We start from the raw sequence: 14878 nt of genomic DNA on the forward strand, positions 1-14878 counted from the left end.
TGCGCAATGGGTGAACGTTAACGACCGGGCGTGACCTCGTCCGCCAATGCCTTTCAATCCGGTGTCTCCGTCCGTAGCGTCAGCAAGTCGTTCGGACAGACAAGGGTGCTGAGCGATATCTCGCTGGAGATCGGGCCGCGCGAGTTCCTGACTCTGCTCGGCCCATCAGGCTGTGGAAAATCCACGCTGTTGCGCATTATCGCCGGCCTCGACCACGCCGACGAAGGCTCGATCGCGCTAGGCAACCAGACGGTCGATGGCCTGCTGCCGCGCGAGCGCGATGTGGCCATGGTCTTCCAGTCCTACGCCCTCTATCCCTACATGACGGTGGCCGAGAATATCGGCCTCCCGCTGCTGATGCGCCGCACGCGGTCGTGGCAGCGCCTGCCGCTGATCCGGCGCCTGCATCCGGTTGCCCGCGCCGCCACCGGCACGATCGCTCGCGATGTGCGCAGGGCGGCCGAGGCCTTGCAGATCGAGACGTTTCTCGATCGCAAGCCCGGCCAGCTTTCCGGCGGCCAGCGCCAGCGCGTGGCGTTGGCCCGCGCCATGGTGCGCAACCCGCGCGTCTTCCTGATGGACGAGCCGCTCAGCAACCTCGACGCCAAGCTGCGAGTGGCCGCACGCGCCGAGATCGCCGAGCTGCACCGCCGCTCGGGCGTCGCCTGTATCTACGTCACGCATGATCAGGTCGAGGCGATGACCATGTCCGACCGCGTCGCCGTGATGATGGGCGGCGAGGTCCTGCAGGTCGCGCCGCCGGCCGAGATCTACGACCGCCCCGCCGAGCTGCGCGTCGCGGAGTTCGTCGGCAGCCCGAAGATCAATATCCTGCCCGGAACAGTTCGCAGCGACGGCGGCATTGATGTTCCCGGCGGTGCGCTCGCCATCCAGAGTCGGCTCCCCGCCGGCACCGCCGTTTCTGTTGGCATGCGTCCCGAGCATTGTGACGTTGCGCCTGGCCTGGGGGCTGGCGGAATCCACGGCAGGGTCCGCCATCGCGAGAATCTCGGGTCCGACCTCTTTGTCCATGTCGAGACGGCAGGTGAGCATCGCATCGTCGCCAGAAGCGTGCCGGAGATCGCCGCTGCCGTGCCGCCCGACGCCACGGTGACCCTGCGGCCGCGGCCGGACCGCGCCCTGCTGTTCGATCGCGCGGGCCGACGCCTATGACCACAACGGCACTGCCCCTGGCCACCGAGCGCACGACGCACCGGTCGGGCCAGGCGCGCGCCGAGGCGATCGTTGCCTATGTGCTGAGCGCACCGGCCATGGTCTGCCTGCTGGGCATCCTGATCCTGCCCACCCTCGCCACCGTCGTGCTGTCCTTCACCGACTGGCAGTTCGGCGCGCCGACGCTGCGCTGGATCGGCCTCGACAACTACACCCATCTGGCGGCTGACCGCGTGTTCTGGAAGTCGCTCGGCAACACCGTGCTCTATGTCGCCGCGGTCGTGCCGCTGTCGGTCGGTCTCGGCCTCGGCGTGGCGCTGCTGATCGAGGCCGGCACCTCGGGTCGCGCCTTCTATCGCGCGGCCTACTTCCTGCCCGTCACGGCGACCCTGATCGCCATGGCGACGGTGTGGGAGATCATGCTCCATCCCAGCATCGGCCTGATCAACGTCACCATCGATGCCTTGGGCTTTCCCAAGCAGAACTGGCTGAAAAATCCCGACTGGGCTCTGTTCTCGCTGGCGTGCATCGGCATCTGGCAGGCGCTCGGCCTCAACATGGTGCTGCTGCTGGCCGGCCTGAAGTCGATCCCGCGCGATCTCTATGAGGCCGCCGCCGTCGATGGAGCCGACGGTCCATGGACGCGCTTCGTCACCGTGACCTTGCCGATGCTGGGGCCGGCGCTGTCGTTCGTCCTGATCATCAGCGCCATCCGCAGCTTCCAGGTCTTCGACACCGTCGCGGTGCTGACCGAGGGCGGCCCAAACAAGGCGACCGAGGTCCTGCTCTACACGATGTATCAGGAAGGCTTTAGCTTCTTCCGCGCGGGCTATGCCGCCGCCATCACCGTGGTGTTCCTGGCCTTCGTCCTGCTGCTGACGCTGGTGAAGGCGCGTATCGCCGAGAAGCGGGTGCACTACTCGTGATCGCCCGCCGCCACCTGCCCTTCGCCGTGTTCCGCCACGTCGTGCTGGCCGTCGGTGCTGTGATCATGTTGGCGCCGTTCATCTGGCTGCTGTCGCTCGCGGTAAAGCCGGCCGACGAGATCTTCACCACCGACATCCGGCTGCTACCGTTGAAATGGGATGCCGCGCGCAATTTCACCGAAGCATTCAACAAGGTGCCGTTGCACCGTTACCTGCTGAACGGCGTCGTAGTGACGGCCGCGATCTTCACCCTGCAGGTGCTGGTCGCCCTGCCCGCCGCCTATGCGCTGGCCAAGCTGCGCTTCGGCCTTGCCAAGCCGCTCTTCGCCCTGGTGCTGCTGGGACTGCTGATCCCGGGCCATGTGCCGGCGATCCCGCACTACATCATGCTGTCGCACGCGGGTCTCCTGAACACTTATCCGGCGCTAGTGTTCCCCTCGATCATCTCGGTGTTCGGCATCTTCTGGATCCGCCAGTTCTTCCGCACGGTGCCAGACGATCTCATCCATGCCGCGCGGCTGGACGGCCTTTCCGAGTTCTCGATCGTCTGGCGCATCATGCTGCCCGCGGCGATGCCGGCGCTGGTCGCCTTCGGCATCCTCTCCGTGGTCTTTCACTGGAACGACTATTTCTGGCCGCTGCTGGTCGTCACGTCGCCCGACATGGCGATGCCGGCGCTGGGCACTGTCTACCTGCGCAATACCGAAGCCGGCACCGACTACGGCCCGCTGATGGCCGGGACCGCGATCATCACGGCGCCGCTGGTGATCGCCTTTCTGTTCGCGCAGCGGCGCTTCATCGAGGGCATGACCCTCACCGGCCTGAAAGGCTGACGACAGGAGGACTTCCATGAAGAGACGCACACTGCTCGCCGGCGGCGTCGCCGCGGCAACCCTGGCGGCGCCAGCCTTGCGCGCCCAGTCGCAGACCGAGATCAAGGTGCTCTACTCGACCCCAGACCTGTTCAAGGTCCTGCACGAACAGATCGCGGCCGAGTTCATGAAGGCCAACCCGCAATACAAGGTCACTTTCCTGGCGCCGCTGCCGGCCTACGAGGAAGCCGCGCAAGCCACTCTGCGCGCGGCTGTCACCAACACGCTGCCTGACGTCGCCTACCAGGGTCTCAACCGGCAGCGGGTCTTCTTCGATCGTGGACTGGCTCAGCCGCTCGATGCGTTGATCGCCGCCGACCCCGACTTCAAGAACTACGGCCATTCGCCCGGCCTGCTCGACGTCGGCCGCTTCGGCGGCAAGCAGCTCGGCATCGGCTTCTCGGTATCGACGCCGATCATCTATTACAATGCCGATCTCGTGACCAAGGCCGGCGGCGATACAGCCGCACTGCCCGCGGACTGGGACGGCATCTTCGCGCTGGCGCGCAAGGTCAAGGCGCTGGGCGGCCCGGTCCAGGGCTTCCATTTCGACTGGGACATCACCGGCAACTGGATGTGGCAGGCGCTGGTCTTCTCCAACGGTGGCACCATGCTGACCGCCGACGAGAAGAAGGTCGCGTTCGACGGACCGGCCGGCAAGAGCGCCATCGACGCGCTGAATCGCATGGTGACCGAAGGCACCATGCGCGACGTGGCGCAGAGCGTGTCGCTGCAGGACTTCACCTCGGGCACCATGGGCATCTGGGGCCATTCGACCTCGCGGCTGGGCGGCGTCACCAAGCAGGTCGGCGACAAGTTCAAGCTGATCACCGGCCCCTTCCCGACCCAGCCCGACGGCCGCCTGCCGCTGGGCGGAAACGTCGCCATGCTGTTCGCCAAGGATCCCGCCAAGCAGAAGGCCGCGTGGGAGTACATCAAGTTCGCCACCGGCCCGATCGGCGCCACCATGATGGTGCAGGCGACCGGCTACTTCCCCTCGGCGCTGGCGGCCGCTGACGATCCCAAGCTCCTGAAGCCGTACTACGAGAAGAACCCCAACCACATGGTCGCCATCAGGCAGCTGCCCAAGTCGACCGGCTGGTACGCCTTCCCGGGCGACAACGGCATCAAGATCACCGATGTGATCAAGGATCACCTGCAGTCGGTGGTGGCCCAGAAGGCCAAGCCCGACGCCGTGCTGCCGCAGATGACCAAGGACGTGCAGGCGTTGTTGCCGAGCCAGTCCTAGGCACGGCGGTCTTCGAACGCTAGGTTCCTCCGGAAACGGAGGAACTTCGATGTCCGACTGGCAAAAACGCTACCAGCGCCTGCTGTTCGATCGCCCGCATCCCAAGGTGCTGCGGGTGACCATGAACCGGCCCGACAAGTACAATGCGACCGACGCGATCATGCATACCGAGCTGGTCAATGTCTGGCGCGACATCGACGGCGACGACACGGTCAACTGCGTGATCATCCAGGGCGCCGGCGGCAAGGTGTTCTCGGCCGGCGGCGACTTCGATCTCATCGAAAACAACATGAAGGACTACAACGCGCTGCTGCGGACCTGGAAGGAGGCGCGCGACATCGTCTACAACGTCATCAACTGTTCCAAGCCGATCGTCAGCACCATGCGTGGTCCGGCCGTCGGCGCGGGTCTGGTCGCCGGCATCCTGGCCGACGTCTCGATCGCCTCCAAGAAGGCCAAGATCATCGACGGCCACACACGGCTCGGCGTCGCCGCCGGCGATCACGCCGTGATCGTGTGGCCGCTGCTCTGCGGCATGGCCAAGGCCAAGTACTACCTGCTGCTTTGCGAGGCGGTCGACGGAGAGGAGGCCGAACGCATCGGGCTGGTCTCGTTGTGCGTCGAGGACGACCAGCTCGAGGCCAAGGGCCTGGAGGTCGCCACCAAGCTCGCCGAGGGAGCACAGACCTCGATCCGCTTCACCAAGTACGCCCTGAACAACTGGCTGCGCATGATGGGCCCCTCGTTCGACGCCTCGACGGCGCTCGAGATGCTGGGCTTCATGGGGCCGGAGGTGAAGGAAGGCCTCGCCTCCCACCTCGAGAAGCGCAAGCCCAAGTTCGATCCCTACTCGCCCCTCTGAGGAACCCGTCATGCGCGGACTTTCAGGCAAGAACGTCATCGTCACCGGCGGCGGCGGTGCGATCGGCGGCGCCATCTGCCGTCGTTTCGCCGAATATGGCTGCAAGGTCGGCGTGTTCGACAAGAACCGCGACGGCGCCAACAGGGTCGCCGGCGAGATCACCGACACCGGCGGCAAGGCGTTCGTCTCGAGCGTCGACATCGCCGACTACGCGGCGGTCGGCAAGGCCATCGGCCAGTTCGAGAACGAGATGGGGCCGACCGACGTGCTGGTGAACAACGCCGGCTGGGATCGCTTCATCAACTTCGTCGACACCACGCCCGAGCTGTGGGACCAGCTCATCGCCATCAACCTGCGCGGGCCACTGAACATGAGCCATTTCGTGCTGAAGGGCATGGTGGCGCGCGGCCATGGGCGTATCGTCAACATCGCTTCCGATGCCGGCCGCGTCGGCTCCTCGCAGGAGGCGGTCTACTCGGCGTGCAAGGGCGGCATCATCGCTTTCACCAAGACCGTGGCGCGCGAGGTGGCGCGCAAGGGCATCACCCTCAACGCCGTCTGTCCCGGGCCCACGGATACTCCCCTGCTGGCCGCTGCTGCCGGCGAGGGCGAGCGCGCGGAGCGGATGCGCGCGGCGCTGGTCAACGCCATCCCGATGAAGCGCGTCGGCCAGCCCGAGGACATCCCGGGCGCCGTCTGCTTCCTGGCCAGCGACGACGCCGCCTTCATCACCGGGCAGACGCTCAGCGTGTCGGGTGGCTTGACCATGCACGGCTGACCGGCAGAAAGTCTCGCCATGCCCGAGTTGCAATGGCTGGTAGAGGCCTTCCCCAATTTCGTGCGCTACGTGGTCGTGGGCTTCGCCCTCGCCGGGCTGTTCCTGCTGATCTACGTCATGATCACGCCGTGGCGCGAGTTTCGCCTGATCCGCGCCGGCAATACCTCGGCGGCGATCGCCCTGATCGGCGCCCTGCTGGGCTTCTGCCTGCCGCTCGCCAACACCATCGCCCATTCGGTCAGCCTGGTCGACGTCGTGCTGTGGTCGCTGGTGGCCCTGGTCGTGCAGGTCATCGTTCATGTCGTGATGCGCCTGATGCTGCCGGACCTGCGCGGCGCCATCGAAGCCGACCAGATGTCGGCCGGCGTCACGGCCGGCGGATTCGCCGCCTGCTTCGGCTTGATAAGCGCCGCCTGTCTCACGACCTGACATGTCGATGCCCTCGCCCAATTCCCCCGGCGGTCCGCGCATGTCGCGCGGCATCAAGCTCGTCCTGATGGGCGTGGCGGGAGCGGCGCTGCTCTATTCCTGCGCGCCGGCGATCGGAGGCGGTAGCGGCTTCTTTTGGCTCCTGCCCTGGTTGTTCCGCGGCGGCCCGTCGGTCTCCGCCCCGGCGACGCCGGGCCAGTCGGCGACGACGACCAAGCAAAGCCCCTCCCAGGCCACACCTGCGCCGACGCAGAGCCAGCGCGGCGGCTTCGGCTCGACGGGCAGCTCAGGCGGCTCGTCCGGGTCGAGCTGACGATGCGTCGCGAGGCGGTGGCGCCGCGCCCGGGCTGGCAGAACAAGCTCGAGCAGCTCGGCTTCGACTATTACGTCATGGACGGCAAGCCGTACTGGACCGAGCAGGCCTGCTACGCCTTCTCGTCCGACGAGATCGACCAGCTCGAGGCCGCGACCGAGGAGCTGCACGGAATGTGCCTCAAGGCGGTCGAGCACGTCGTCGCGAGCAAGCTCTGGGAGCGCATGCGCATCCCGCCGGCCTGGGGCGAATATATCGAACGCGTGTGGCGGCGATCCGATCCGACGATCTGCGGCCGCTTCGATCTCGCCTACGACGGCAATGGCCCGCCCAAGCTCCTGGAATACAACGCCGACACGCCGACAGCGCTTTACGAAGCCGCCGTCATCCAGTGGTACTGGCTGAAGGACGTGAAGCCCGAGGCCGACCAGTTCAACTCGATCCACGAGAAGCTGATCGAAGCCTGGCGCGGCGTGCTGCGCCGCCTGCCGCCCGAGGGCCTGGTCCATTTCGCGCGCTTCGAGGACCAGCCCGAGGACCTCGCGACCTCGGAGTATCTGCGTGACACGGCCCTGCAGGCCGGGCTCGCCGGCAAGCCGCTCACCGTCGCGCAGATCGGCTGGAACGGCCGGCGCTTCACGGATTTCGACGAGATGCCGATCCAGGTGCTGAGCAAGCTCTATCCCTGGGAATGGATGGCACGCGAGGCGTTCGGCGCGCATGTGCTGACCGACACCACGGCCTTCCTCGAGCCGGCGTGGAAGATGATCCTCAGCAACAAGATGCTGCTGCCGCTGCTGTGGGAAGGCTTTCCGGGCCATGCCAACCTGCTGCCCGCCTTCGACAGCGAGCATCCCGACCTCGGCGGAACCTTCGTGAAGAAGCCGATCTTCGGCCGCGAGGGCCACAACGTCACCGTCGTCGGACCAGGCGTGTTCGACACCGCGGGCGGCGACTACGGCAGCGAAGGCTTCGTCTGGCAGGCCTACCAGCCGCTGCCGGTGTTCGCCGGCAACCACGCGCTGGTCGGCTCGTGGGTGATCGAAGGCAAGCCCGCCGGCATCGGCATGCGCGAGGACGAACGCCGCATCACCCACAACAACAGCCGGTTCGTGCCGCATTATTTTGTCTGAATCTTGCCGGACCGCGGGCCTCCAGGCCCGCTCATGATCATGATGCGGGCCAGAGGCCCGCGCTCCCAGCCTAATAGTCCCACTCCATCTTCACGCCGACGCGGCCGTTGGAATCGGCGCCGACGTCGCCCTCGATCTTGACGTGCTCCAGCACGTCGACCTGCACGACGCCGCGGCTCGAGTTGCCGGTGGCGCCCTGCCGCGCACCGACATAGACGCCGGGGGCCACATAGCGTCCGGCCTCGAGCGAGACCGGCGAGTTCGCGTTGGTGCCTGAGCCGACCGACAGCCGGTCCAGGCCGAGGCCGGTGCGCAACCGGCTCAACATGCCGCTGCCGGATGCCTGGCCGGTCAGCTCGGCCAGCCCTTGCGCCGCCTGGGCGAGTTCGAAGGCACTCAGCCCCGACGCCGGCTTGCCGAACAGCAGCAGCGCCATGGCCTCGTCCGGCGGCAACGACGGCACCGACGTCACGGCGATGAGGGGCGCACGCGCCGTGCCGCCGATCTCGACATTGATGGTCGTCGACTGCACGGTCGTGCTGGCGACGAAGTCGAGCCTTGGATCGATGCGGTCGAGATTGTCGAGGGTGACGACCCCGCGGCTGAAGGTGAGCCGCCGCCCGAGCAGGGTGAACTCGCCACGCCGCATCGTCAGGCCGCCGGTGACCGTCGGCGCGGCGGGCGTGCCGGCGACTTCCAGCTGGCCCGACATCTCGGCATCGAGTCCGCGGCCACGCACGAACACCGCCTGGGGCGCGCGGATCGACAGGGCGAGGCGAACCGGCGCGGCTCCCGGTGGCGGCGCGGCGCGCGGTGCCGGCTTGGCTGGCGGCGGCCGTACGACGTTGGTCGCCGTCGCCTCGCCGCCGGGCTTGTTGATCTCGCGGACCTCAAGTGTTGGAAAGGACGCCGACTGCTCGGCACCAACGGCGATCTCGGCCCGATCGATCGTGACCGGGCCGGCGATGCTGAGCCCGCCCAGGGTCGATCCCGTGATCTTGATGTTGGTGGAGACGCTGGCCACGAGATCCGGCCGGCTGACCAGCAGGGCGTTGCGGCTGGTGACGGTGAGGTCGGGCACCAGCCCCTGCTGCGCGTCGATCCGCAGCGTGCCGGTGGCCGAGACGCCGCCGCCGCGCACGGTCTGGAAGTTGAGCCGCTGTATTTGGAGGGTGTCACCCTGCAGGACCAACCGCCCCTCCCCGCCGCTCAGCCGCAGCCCCGATTCGGGCATCGCGACGGCGCCGTTGGAGAAGTCGATGCTGCCGTTGCCGGTCACGCGCGAGCCGGAAATTTCGACCGTCACGTCCGGCCGCAGCCGGCCGGTGACATTGCGGATGTCGTTGCCCAGCAGTGGCGCAAAGGGCGCCAGCTCCATGGTCCCGCCGATGGTGGCCGAGCCGGACAGCGGCGCGGCGCCCCGCGGCAGCGTCGCCTTGCCTTTCAGCGTCAGGTTCGTGGCGTTTGCGCTCACCCGCGCATCGATGCTGGCTTGCCGGCCCATCAGCGACCCCGATCCCTGCACCGACAACGGTGGCACCAGGGCCGCTTCGGGCTGACGCAGCCGCAGGCCCGTGACATTGTAGGTGCCATCGACCACCGGTGCGTCCATGCTGCCTTGAACCCGAAGCTTGGTCTGAAGGGTGCCGTCGAGATTGGTGCCCGGCGCGAAGGCATCGATCAGCGACAACGGCAAAGCCGCGATCTCGAGCTGCAGATCGCTGCCCGACGGGGCGAGCGTGCCGCGTACGCTCAGCCGTCCCCCGCCGACGCGCAAATTGGTCGGCTCGATGGCGATGCGCGGCCCGGCGATGTGAACGCGCGTCGGCCCGGCGAGCGCCACCGGTATCGCGCCATAGCGGCCGTCGAAGCGGCTCAGGCCGACGATAAGATCGTCGCCCGACAGCTCGACCTTGGCCGTGGCGTTGGCGACCGTCTGGGCGCCTGCCGCCTGCAGCGAGATGGTGATCGCCTGCCGGTCGCCTTTCGCCGTGGCATTCAACTTGTTGATGTCCGCCGCACCGGCGATGCGGCTGGCGGTCAATGTGGCGTCGACCTTCGCTGCCGCCATCGGCTCGTCAACGGTACTGCGCAAGTCGAGTATGCCGATGGCGAGCGTGTTGACGCGAAGGTCGCTGCCCTGGACTCGCGCCGTGACCCGGCCATCGTCGCCGGCGACCTCGGCCTCCAGCGAGCCGCCGAGCGGCGTGCCCGCCAGGTCGGCGGCGTCGGCGAGGCGAGCTACTTGAAGGCGCGCGTGGCCAGAGGTCCGTCCCTTGGTCACGGCGAAATCGGAGACATCGAGCACCACGCTGGCCCATCGCCCCTGGAAGGTCGGCACGACCACGCCGCCGGCGGCGTCGAGCGAGAAGCGACCGTCGAGCGACAGCGGTTGGGCGGCGAGATCGCCGTTCGCCTTGACCTCGCCGCTCGCCGCTCCCGTCGCATCGAGCCAGCCAGTCGCCGACAGCGTGAGCTTGCGCGAGGCAATCTGTCCGCGCGTGAGATCGCTGAGTTCGGCCGCCAGCCTGAGGTCGGTGCGCTCCTTGCCGAGCCGGATATTGCTCGTGACCTTGGCCGCGCCGCCAACCCCGGCCTTGAGGAAGTCGAGTGCCGGCAGGTCGAGCGCCAAGTCGAGCTCGCCGGTTGCTGCACGGCCCCGACCTGTCACGACGAGCGCCGCGCCCCCGCTCGCCACACGAGCGTCGCTCACCGTCCACGCTTCGTCGAAACGCCATGTCGCGACGCCCGACAGCTCCACCGGGGCCGTGACAAGCCCGGTCGGCAGGCCGTCTGCCGTCACGTTGCTCACCGTACCGCGCCATCCAAGTTTGATGCCGTCGCGGTCGGTGTTCACGGTCAGGTCGACAATCGAGCTGCCCGCAAGGGGCGTGCCGGCAAGCTCCGAAAGCGGCGCCAGGCTCGGCAGCGTCAGCGTGATCTTGGCGTCTCCGACCTGGCTTTCCGGCAGGTATGAGCCGCCGCCCTTCACCGCCGCCAGCGCCGTACCGAGATCGAGTGATCGCGCGGTGATCTTGCCGTCCTCGGCAAGACCGATATCCGCGGCCAGCGTAACGGCGCCGAGTGGCGGCAGGCGCTTTTCGATGGCGGACAGCGAGACATCGTCGGCGCCGCCGGTGACCATGATCGTTCCCTGCGGTCGGCTCGACAGGCCGGTAAGGGCGGGCTTCACCTCGATGTGCAGACCACGCCATGTCGCGCCGCTGACAAACGGCCCGAGGGGACCGGGCTCGGCGGCCCGCAACGTAACGGTGCCCTCGAGCCGATCGGCCGTGCGGTCAAAGCGCGCCGATGCCTCCAGCCCGAGCGGGCCGGCGGTGAGCTTTAGCGCGTCCAAGGTGACGATCTTGTCGCCGATAACGGCCTGGGCGCTGAGCGAGATCGGCTCGCGTACCGCATCGGCGATGCGGCCCTGCGGCAGACCCGGCCCCGCCGTGTCGAGCTGGACCAAAACCGACGTCGCCGCACCGTCCGGCTTCCAGATCGCCTTGCCGTTCGCCCGCGCCGCCTCGCCCGCCGCCACGACCAGCTCGGCATTGCCGGCCTGGGCATCGCCGCGGGCGATCAGTCGTATCGACAGGTCTTCGACATCCGGCCGCTCCAGCAACGCCGCGACGAGGCCGCCGCGCTTTTCGCTCACGCTCACCTCGCCATCGACCGTGCGCTTCTCGACGTCGAAGCCGATGTCCGCGGACAAGTGGCCGTCGGGTCCGTCGATGCGGGTGCCCTTGAGGATCACTCGGCCTTGGGCGAGGTCAGCCGGCAGGACCGCGTGGCCGCTGAGCTTCCAGCGTGAATCGACGCCGGCCACCGCCGCCGCGAGATGAAGATCGCCGATCTCGAGTTCGTTGAGGTCGATGCCGACGGGCAGTCGCACCGACCCGCTGCTCTTGTCTTTGGACTCCTCCTTGGCCGGCAGCGGCGGACGCAGGACCGCGACGCGATCCGCACTCAAGGTCTCGATCGATAAACGGCCGCGGGCCAAGGACATGAAAGACCAGCGAAGGTGGACATTCTCCACCGTCAGCCAGGGTCCGTCGCGGTCGCGGTACGAGATCGTCGCGATACGAAGATCCGTAGGAAAGAATCCACTGAGGCCGCTGATCTCGAGGCCGCCGTCCGGTCCTGATGCGACTCTCGAGATCAACCCGACCACGGCACTTTGACCGGGCGCAGTCTGCAAGGCGCCGAACAGGATGACGAGAAGACCGACCAGGCCCGCTGCGGCGATCGCCAGGATCCTGCGCGCCCGCATCAGAAGGCCTGGCCCAGGCTGACATAGACGCCGAACGCCGGATCGCCTTCTCGGCGGTTCAGCGGGAAGCCGACATCGACCCGCACCGGCCCGAAGTCGGTGTAGTAGCGGGCGCCGACGCCGGCGCCGACGCGCGGGGCGAACAGCGAGACGTCGGGGAAGAAATACGGATAGGCGCTGCCGGCATCGACGAACGCCACGGCGCCCCACGACTTGCCGATGCGCTGGCGGAACTCGACGCTCGTCTCGACGACGCTGGCGCCGCCCAGCGGATTGTTGAAGGCGTCGCGCGGGCCGGCGGATTGATAGACGAAGCCGCGCACCGAGCCGCCGCCGCCGGCATAAAAGTACTTGTCGGGCGGAATGCCGCCGATGCTGATCGCGGGCTCGCTGCCGAGCGAGGCGCGCGTGGCGAGCACGCTGCGGCCATCCTCGCTGAAATCGTAGTAGTAGCGGCCGGTCAGGCGGATGACGGTGAAGAAGTCCCGGCTGTAGACCCAGGGCGTGACGTCGAGGTCGAGGCGATAGCCCTCGGTCGGATTGAGGTCGCTGTTGGCGTGGTTGTAGAGGATCGACAGCGGCAGGCCGACCAGCTGGTAGTCCATGGTGATGCCGTTGCGGGTGATGCGCGATGCCTCGCCGGCGAAGCCGAGTTGCGCCCGCCAGCGTGGCGAGAAGACGCGGTCGAAGCCGGCATAGGCCGTCACCGCGTTGCGCGTGTAGGCATCGAGCACCTCGCGCAGCCCGGCGGCCTCCAGCCGGGCATCCTGGCCGGCGAGCCACCAGTCGGGCTTGCGGAAGGCCGCACGGAAGGCGAAGCCGGTGTCGAGGATCGCATAGCCCTGCCCGATATGCGTGAGCTCGGCCGTCAGCCGCAGGCTCTCGGCCTGGCCGAACAGGTTGCGATGGGTCCAGAACCCCGAGACCGCAAAGCCGAGCTGGGTTTCGTAGGAGACGCCGAAGCCGATCGAGCGCGACAGCCGGTCGGTCAATTCGACGTCGAACGGCAGCTCGCCGTTGGCGTCAAGCGTGGCCGCGGGCTTTATGCGTACCGCATTGAACACGCCGAGCGAGGTGAGCTTCCCGCGCATCGCCTCGACCTTGGCCGGGTCGTAAGGGTCGCCTTCCTTGAAGGGCACGCGGCGCTGCAGCCAGACCATGTCGACCTTGTCGGAGCCCGAGAAGCGCACCGGTCCCATGCGAGCAAGCGGGCCAGTCTCGGCGACGAACGTCACCGTGGCCTCGCGCGTGGCGTGGTTGACCACGACATCGCGCTTGATGCTGGCCAGCGCATAGCCCTGCTTGCGCAGCTCGGCGATCAACTTGTCCTGCGCCTCGAGGATGGCCGCTGCGTCGGCGGGATCGCCCGGCGACAGGCCGAGCTTGGCGCGGTCGATCCCGGGCAACGACGTCTGGGCGTTCGGCGGGCGGATCGCCACGTCGGCCACGCGATAGCGCGGGCCGGTCGCGATGTCGAAGGCGAAGGAGATCGGCTCGTTGTCCGGCCGCGCATCGATTGCGTCCAGCGCGCCGGGTTCGGCGATCGGTCGGCCATCGACCGTGGCCTTTATCGTGGCGTCATAGTAGCCGCGAGAGCGCAGTGCGGTATTGATCCTGGCCGCCGCCGCCTGTGCGCCTTGCAACAGGCCGAGGCTGTCGCCGCTCAGCGGCTGGTCTTTCTCGAAACGCTCGACCAGTTCCTTGAGGTCGGCCTGCATCTGCTCGTCTCCGCTGACGACGAGGGCGATTTTTGCCGTCCGTGCCTCGGCCGACCCGCCGGGCGCCATCGCGAGCAGCGCGGCGAGCGCCACCAAACACGCCAACCATGCCGTTTCGCCGACCTCAAAGGGCCAGAAGGCACGAGTTGCGCAGTGGGCAGGCATGATCTCCATGCATCAACGCTTGGCGCGGCGATTGGATGCATGGCGTGATTGTTTCGTGGCAAACTCCCCAGAGGTGTGGAGAAAACCATGAGCGAAGTCTGGATCCAGCCGACCGGCGGCGCGCTGGGCGCCGATGTGCATGGCGTCGACCTGTCCAAGCCGGTCAGCGAGGGCGCGTTCGAGCGCATCGCGCGGGCGTGGAGCGATCACCTGGTGCTGCGCTTCTCGGGGCAGCGCATCGACGATCGCATGCTGATGCGGTTCAGCGCCCGCTTCGGCGAGCTCGACCGCGTGCCGGTCGCCGCCGCGAACTTCGACCGCACCGATTCGGGCCTGGAGAAGGATGCCCAGGACTGGGTGACGGTGATCTCGAGCGTCGTGAAGGACGGCAAGCCGGTCGGCGGACTGGGGAGCTACGAGCTCGTCTGGCATACCGGCATGTCCTACAACCTCCTGCCGCCGCGCGCCTCACTGCTCTACGCGCTGGAAGTGCCGTCCGATGGCGGCAACACCGGCTTCCTCAACATGTACACGGCCTATGAGACATTGCCATCGGAGTTGAAGCGCGCCGTCGAGGGCCGCACCTGCATCCACGATTCGAGCCGCAACTCGGCCGGCGAGCTGCGCAAGGGCTTCCAGCGCACCCTCGACGTGCGCCGCACGCCGGGCGCGGTGCATCCCCTCGTCCGCCTGCATCCCGTGAGCAAGCGCAAGGCGCTGTTCCTCGGCCGTCGGCCTGGCGCCTACGTTCATGGCCTGCCGGTCGAGGAGAGCGAGGCCCTGCTGGACGCGGTATGGGCCCACGCCACCCAGCATCACTTCGCCTGGTACCAGAAGTGGCGCGCCGGCGACCTGGTGATATGGGACAATCGCTGCGTCATGCACCGCCGCGACGCCTTCGACGAGAGCCTGCGCCGCCTGATGCACCGCACGCAGATCGTCGGCGAGCCGGTGGTGGCGGGTTAGTCTTTGGGAGCGCGGGCC

12 protein-coding genes are annotated in these 14878 nt (G+C 67.7%); 10 read left to right on the top strand and 2 right to left on the bottom strand.

Annotation, left to right across the window (positions count from 1 at the left end; all coding sequences use genetic code 11):
* The first annotated feature begins 30 nt into the window (after window positions 1–30).
* From RSO01_RS03820 to RSO01_RS03860, 9 genes are read left to right on the top strand one after another with little or no spacing between them, the layout of a single operon-like run.
* Window positions 31–1173: an ABC transporter ATP-binding protein gene (locus RSO01_RS03820; protein WP_147146365.1), complete on the top strand. Its 1143-nt coding sequence runs from the start codon at window positions 31–33 to the stop codon at window positions 1171–1173.
* On the top strand, window positions 1170–2099 hold the full coding sequence (locus RSO01_RS03825; protein ID WP_147146367.1) for a carbohydrate ABC transporter permease: 930 nt from the start codon (window positions 1170–1172) through the stop codon (window positions 2097–2099). Before RSO01_RS03820 ends, RSO01_RS03825 begins: the two co-directional genes overlap by 4 nt.
* Window positions 2096–2932 (top strand): carbohydrate ABC transporter permease, encoded by an 837-nt coding sequence (locus tag RSO01_RS03830; protein WP_373867868.1) that lies wholly within the window; start codon window positions 2096–2098, stop codon window positions 2930–2932. The genes RSO01_RS03825 and RSO01_RS03830 overlap by 4 nt, the downstream gene beginning before the upstream one ends.
* 16 nt (window positions 2933–2948) lie before the next feature.
* Window positions 2949–4220 (top strand): ABC transporter substrate-binding protein, encoded by a 1272-nt coding sequence (locus RSO01_RS03835; protein ID WP_147146369.1) that lies wholly within the window; start codon window positions 2949–2951, stop codon window positions 4218–4220.
* A gap of 49 nt (window positions 4221–4269) precedes the next feature.
* Window positions 4270–5082: an enoyl-CoA hydratase/isomerase family protein gene (locus RSO01_RS03840; protein ID WP_147146371.1), complete on the top strand. Its 813-nt coding sequence runs from the start codon at window positions 4270–4272 to the stop codon at window positions 5080–5082.
* Between the two features lie 10 nt (window positions 5083–5092).
* Complete coding sequence (locus tag RSO01_RS03845; protein WP_147146373.1) at window positions 5093–5860, top strand: glucose 1-dehydrogenase; 768 nt, start codon at window positions 5093–5095, stop codon at window positions 5858–5860.
* Between the two features lie 18 nt (window positions 5861–5878).
* Window positions 5879–6289, top strand: coding sequence for a DUF350 domain-containing protein (locus tag RSO01_RS03850; protein ID WP_147146376.1), 411 nt, complete (start codon window positions 5879–5881; stop codon window positions 6287–6289).
* Window position 6290: 1 nt separating this feature from the next.
* On the top strand, window positions 6291–6602 hold the full coding sequence (locus tag RSO01_RS03855) for a hypothetical protein (RefSeq protein WP_170302824.1): 312 nt from the start codon (window positions 6291–6293) through the stop codon (window positions 6600–6602).
* A 2-nt stretch (window positions 6603–6604) separates the two neighbouring features.
* Window positions 6605–7735: a glutathionylspermidine synthase family protein gene (locus RSO01_RS03860; RefSeq protein WP_147146380.1), complete on the top strand. Its 1131-nt coding sequence runs from the start codon at window positions 6605–6607 to the stop codon at window positions 7733–7735.
* A gap of 70 nt (window positions 7736–7805) precedes the next feature.
* Here RSO01_RS03860 and RSO01_RS03865 read toward each other — a convergent pair whose 3' ends face one another.
* A complete protein-coding gene (locus RSO01_RS03865) occupies window positions 7806–12011 on the bottom strand; it encodes a translocation/assembly module TamB domain-containing protein (protein ID WP_147146382.1) in 4206 nt (1401 codons plus the stop codon).
* Entirely contained in the window at window positions 12011–13822 is a 1812-nt protein-coding gene (locus RSO01_RS03870; protein WP_147146384.1) for an autotransporter assembly complex protein TamA, read from the bottom strand. The genes RSO01_RS03865 and RSO01_RS03870 overlap by 1 nt, the downstream gene beginning before the upstream one ends.
* 159 nt (window positions 13823–13981) lie before the next feature.
* Between RSO01_RS03870 and RSO01_RS03875 the strand changes: the two genes are divergently transcribed.
* Complete coding sequence (locus RSO01_RS03875; protein WP_147146386.1) at window positions 13982–14860, top strand: TauD/TfdA dioxygenase family protein; 879 nt, start codon at window positions 13982–13984, stop codon at window positions 14858–14860.
* Window positions 14861–14878: the final 18 nt, after the last annotated feature.

Source organism: Reyranella soli (assembly GCF_007992495.1).
In the GTDB taxonomy this organism is placed as follows: Bacteria; Pseudomonadota; Alphaproteobacteria; order Reyranellales; family Reyranellaceae; genus Reyranella; species Reyranella soli.

Coding starts and splice junctions, on each gene's coding strand:
- RSO01_RS03825 (WP_147146367.1), top strand. CDS start 1,170: ATGACCACAACGGCACTGCCCCTGGCCACCGAGCGCACGACGCACCGG.
- RSO01_RS03840 (WP_147146371.1), top strand. CDS start 4,270: ATGTCCGACTGGCAAAAACGCTACCAGCGCCTGCTGTTCGATCGCCCG.
- RSO01_RS03850 (WP_147146376.1), top strand. CDS start 5,879: ATGCCCGAGTTGCAATGGCTGGTAGAGGCCTTCCCCAATTTCGTGCGC.
- RSO01_RS03865 (WP_147146382.1), bottom strand. CDS start 12,011: ATGCGGGCGCGCAGGATCCTGGCGATCGCCGCAGCGGGCCTGGTCGGT.
- RSO01_RS03860 (WP_147146380.1), top strand. CDS start 6,605: ATGCGTCGCGAGGCGGTGGCGCCGCGCCCGGGCTGGCAGAACAAGCTC.
- RSO01_RS03835 (WP_147146369.1), top strand. CDS start 2,949: ATGAAGAGACGCACACTGCTCGCCGGCGGCGTCGCCGCGGCAACCCTG.
- RSO01_RS03855 (WP_170302824.1), top strand. CDS start 6,291: ATGTCGATGCCCTCGCCCAATTCCCCCGGCGGTCCGCGCATGTCGCGC.
- RSO01_RS03845 (WP_147146373.1), top strand. CDS start 5,093: ATGCGCGGACTTTCAGGCAAGAACGTCATCGTCACCGGCGGCGGCGGT.
- RSO01_RS03875 (WP_147146386.1), top strand. CDS start 13,982: ATGAGCGAAGTCTGGATCCAGCCGACCGGCGGCGCGCTGGGCGCCGAT.